This window comes from Aeromonas finlandensis, assembly GCF_000764645.1.
Taxonomy (GTDB): domain Bacteria; phylum Pseudomonadota; class Gammaproteobacteria; order Enterobacterales; family Aeromonadaceae; genus Aeromonas; species Aeromonas finlandensis.
Genome location: NZ_JRGK01000057.1, coordinates 1 through 4,788, shown reverse-complemented (window position 1 = coordinate 4,788; position 4,788 = coordinate 1). Strand labels below are relative to the sequence as shown.

Here is a 4,788-nt window from a genome sequence, read left to right as displayed (position 1 = left end):
GTTATCCCTAAATAGCCCACCCTCCAGCATAGAAAATCACCAGTGCCAGGGCGATGATAACAGTGCCCACATTCAGCTTGTGCCACTCCTTGGAGCAGATGCGGCCAACCACCAGCGAACCGAAGCCAAGCATGATGCCGGTCACGATGTTACCGGTAAGTACAATAAAGACCGCACATACCAGACCGGACATGGATCCGACAAAATCATTAAAATCGAGTTTACTCACATTACTCAACATCAAGAGCCCGACATACATCAACGCAGGAGCAGTCGCATAACCAGGCACCAGATAGGAGAGCGGTGAGAGGAACAGCATCAGCAGGAACAGGCCGCCGACCACGGTGGCGGTCAACCCGGTTTTGCCCCCCGCAGCCGTGCCTGCTGCCGATTCGATATAGACGGCGGCCGGTGATGCCCCCACCAGACTGGAGAAGATGCTGCTGACCGAGTCGGCACTGAGTGCCTTGCCGCTGTTGATGATGTGACCATCTTTATCCAGCAGATTGGCCTGCCCCGCGACCGCCCGGATGGTGCCGGTGGCATCAAACACCGCCGTCATCACCAGTGCCAGCACGCTTGGCAACACCAGCGGCGAGAGGGCGCCCATGATATCCAGACTGAAGATCAGCGACTTGCCCTGCTCGTCAGAGAGGCTCGGCAGGGCGAACAGCCCCTGATACTTCACCGCCGGATCGAAGATGAGGCCGAGGATGGAGATGGCGATGATCACCAGCAGGATCCCGCCCGGTACTTTCAGTTTCTCAAGGCCAAAGATAACGGCAAGACCGAGCAGCGTCATGATGACCGGCAAAGAGGTGATCTCCCCCAAGGCCACCGGGAATCCATCCATCGGATTCTTGATCACCAACCCCACCCCGTTGGCGGCGATGAGCAGCAGGAAGAGACCGATCCCGATACCGGTACCGTGGGCAATCCCCATCGGCAGGTTGTCGAGGATCCAGCTACGCACCCCGGTCACCGAGATGGCGGTAAAGAGCACCCCCATCAGGAAGACAGCACCGAGGGCCACCGGAATGGAGATCTGCTGCCCCAGCACCAGACTGAAGGCGGTAAACGCGGTGAGGGAGATGGCGCAACCGATGGCCATCGGCAGCTTGGCCCAAAGCCCCATCAAGAGCGAACCAAACCCCGCCACCAGACAGGTGGAGACAAACACGGCGGCGGGAGGAAAGCCCGCCTTGCCAAGCAAGCTGGGAACCACGATCACGGAGTAAACCATGGCGAGAAAAGTGGTGAGCCCCGCCAATACCTCCTGCCTGACGTTGCTGCCCCGCTCGCTGATCATAAAGTAGCGATCCAGCGCCCCTGTCGGCTGCTGCATCTGTTGACGCTGCGGTTGTTGTGAGGCCGCCTTGCCAGGGGCAACCCCGACCTGCTCTTCCCCGCTGTTTATTCTACTGTTCGCTTGGGTCATACCAAACTCCTTCACAAGCACCTGAATGTTCCATCACGAAATGGCGGCAGGATCTGTGGGTCTGCCGTTGCACACGCGGTGGCGGTGGCAAGACAGTGATCAGGGTTGGCAACAACACTCAAACGTTTGCCTTTCCAATCAAAAAACCGGGCCATTTCACGTTCTTGTTTAGGGGAAATCCCCTGCCGTGCTGCGGAGCCGGCGCCCCGGTGGGACGCGCCAGCCACCGTTTCCTGCGGGGCTGCGCCATGGCAGCCCCGACCCGTTCCTACCCCCGTTCGTGTACCAGCTGGCCATCCACATAGGTACGGTAGATGGATCTGTCATCCCCCAGGGTCAGCATCACAAAGAGCTTGTCCCGCAGGGTGGTGGAGTTGTCATAACGCAGTTGCTGCAACGGAGTGGCAACCGGATCGAGCACCACGAAATCCGCCTCCTTGCCCACCGCAAAACTGCCGATCTTCTCGTCCAGCCCCAGCGAATGGGCGCCGCCCAGGGTAGCGAGATAGAAGGCCTGATAGGCCGAGAGCCGCTCCCCTTGCAGTTGCATCACCTTGTAGGCTTCGTTGAGGGTCTGCAGCATGTTGAAGGTGGTGCCGGCGCCGATGTCGGTGCCCATCCCCACCTTCACCTGCTTCTGCCACGCCTTGTGCAGCTTGAACAGGCCGCTGCCGAGATAAAGGTTGGAGGTGGGACAGAACGCGATGGTGGAACCGGTCTCCTTCAGGCAATCCCACTCCGGCTCTTCCAGATGGACGCAGTGGGCAAACACACAGTTGTGGCCGGTCAGCCCGTGCTGGTGATAGACATCGAGATAGCCCTTGTGGGCCGGGAAGAGGGATTTGACCCAGGCGATCTCATCCTTGTTCTCGCACAGATGGGTGTGCAGATAGGTGGTAGGAAACTCTTCCCGCAGCCGTCTGGCCATCGCCAGCTGCTCGGATGTCGAGGTGGGTGCAAATCGTGGTGTGATGGCATAGAGCAAGCGCCCTTTACCATGCCAGCGCTCGATCAGCTGCTTGCTCTGCTCATAGCTGCTCTCGGCAGTGTCGAGCAGATAATCGGGCGCATTGCGATCCATCATCACCTTGCCCGCGATCATCCGCATATTGATGCGGCTTGCGACCTCGAACAGGGCATCCACCGACTCGGGGTGCACGGTGCCGAACACCAGCGCGGTGGTGGTGCCGTTGCGCAGCAACTGCTTGATAAAGAACGTGGACATCTCGCGGGCATACTCGAGATCGTTGTAGCGCTGCTCGGCCGGGAAGGTGTGGCGGTTAAGCCACTCCAGCAACTGCTCGCCGTAGGCTCCCACCATCTCGCTCTGGGGATAGTGAATGTGGGTATCGACAAAGCCAGGTACTATCATCTTGCCGCGATAATCGCGCACCCGCACCTCGGCAGGAATGCGAGCCTGTCCCTCCTCCCACTGACCGAACCAGTCGATACAGCCGTTGCGAATGATGAGCAGGCCATCCTCGATAAGACGGGCATTAGACTCAATCTCTTCCGGGTGGTCTACCACCCGGGTGATATCGAAGAAACTGCCGCGCACTGCTTTGACAGAGTTGTCGTATTTCATAACCGTTTCCCTGTTTCTTGTATTCTGTTTTAACGATGTGGCCGGTTTAACACTCAGACCCGCTCGGCTTGCGGTACAGCAATCTGACCGGGCTTCGCTTGTTGCTCAACCTTACTGTCGTGACTGTGGACAGTGACGATCACATCCGGCTTGTCACTCAACTGGATCACCTCGACCACATCGCCGATGCTGGCAGCCTTCTTGGCCGCGGCCTTGGCCTTGCGTGTGCGACTCTGGGGCAACACCAGATTCATGATGATGGCGGTGATACCACCGGCGCAGATGGGGTTCTCTACCAGCACGTAAATCGCATCGGGCAGCACTCTGAAGACACTCGGGTCATAAGAGACACCGAGACCAAGCCCCAGTGACGTCGCCACGATGAGGCTCTCCCGGCGGTCGAAACCATAACTCATGATGATCCGGCAGCCTGCGATGGCAATCATCGAGAACATGATGGTCATCGCCCCCCCGAGCACGGGAGATGGAATGGTGGTAAAAAAGCGCCCGACAATCGGGAAGATGCCCATGATCACCAGGATCATGGCGATGAATTTACCCACATGACGAGAAGCGACCCCGGTCATCTGGATCACCCCGTTGTTCTGGGAGAAGGTGGTTAAAGGGAGTGACCCCAACGCCGAGGCGATCACCGAGACCAGACCATCCGCCAGCACCCCACCGGAGAGACGGCGGGTGTACTCCTCCCCTTCCACAGGACGATGAGACACCATCGCGGTGGCGGTCAAGGCGCCAACCGCCTCCAGCACACTCAACAGATAGATGGTGCCCGCCACCAGAAATGCACCGAAATCAAAGGAGAAACCATATTTGAACAACATGGGCACCGTCACTAACGGCAACCCCTGTAGCACTGAAAAGTCGACCATGCCCAACATAATAGAGGCGATGTAACCGACGAACAGACCAATGGCGATGCCCCCCATCCGTAGCAAGGGACTCTTGCAACAGTTGAAGCCAACCACCACGGCCAAAACCAATAGACCAACACCAATATTTTCATAGTTGCCAAACGTACCGCTACTTTTGGCTGCCATGCCGCCACCAAAGTCGATGATGCCAACTTTGATGAGACACAGACCGATCATCAACACCACGATGCCACTCACGGTGGGGGTAATCACCCGGGTCAGATAAGGCAGTGCAAACGATGCCGCCATGACCAGGAATGCACCCACAAATGAGATACCGAGCAAACAAGAGACCATCTGGGCCTCATCGATCCCCTCTTTTCCCATCGACGTTCCGAGGGTGATCATCACGGTCACAAACGAGAAATTCACTGACTGGATAGAGAGCAAACCAGAGCCGATTGGGCCATAACGGTTGACCTGTAACCAGGTGCCGATGCCAGAAGCGAGCATCGACATCGAGACCAGATAGGTGGTGATCTCGGGTGAAAGGTTAAGTGCAGCCCCGACGATCAAGGCAGGCGCAACCATGGGAACCAGTATGGCGAGCAGATGGGTCACCGCCCCGACCAGAGCTTGGCCGAATGGGGGCTGGTCTTCCAAGGCGTAGATAAGATCAGAGTCCTTGCGTGGTTTCACAGACATCTTTAATTACTCCCGGTGTATCGAAAACGATCCAGTAACCCCGAAGCATCACACCCCACAGTGACCCGGGTTGATCCGGCAGGTGGAGCAAGCTCCACCTGCCTATCTTTGCCTCTGTTGTGACTACAACTTGCCCAGTTCGCGCAGGATCTGCTCCGGCGTGAAGTGCCACTTGCGCAGCCAGACAC

The 4,788-nt window shown here is 57.8% G+C and carries 3 protein-coding genes; all 3 read right to left on the bottom strand.

The annotated features are described in order from the left end of the window. Positions 1 to 7: 7 nt before the first annotated feature. Positions 8 to 1,345: an NCS2 family permease gene (locus LD28_RS0107715; RefSeq protein ID WP_033136405.1), complete on the bottom strand. Its 1,338-nt coding sequence runs from the start codon at positions 1,343 to 1,345 to the stop codon at positions 8 to 10. A gap of 361 nt (positions 1,346 to 1,706) precedes the next feature. Continuing rightward, the gene (guaD, locus tag LD28_RS0107710; protein ID WP_033136404.1) at positions 1,707 to 3,023 is read right to left on the bottom strand and encodes a guanine deaminase; all 1,317 of its coding nucleotides are present in this window, start codon (positions 3,021 to 3,023) and stop codon (positions 1,707 to 1,709) included. 53 nt (positions 3,024 to 3,076) lie between these two features. Further along, a complete protein-coding gene (locus LD28_RS0107705) occupies positions 3,077 to 4,600 on the bottom strand; it encodes a nucleobase:cation symporter-2 family protein (RefSeq protein WP_033136403.1) in 1,524 nt (507 codons plus the stop codon). Between the last annotated feature and the right edge of the window lie 188 nt (positions 4,601 to 4,788).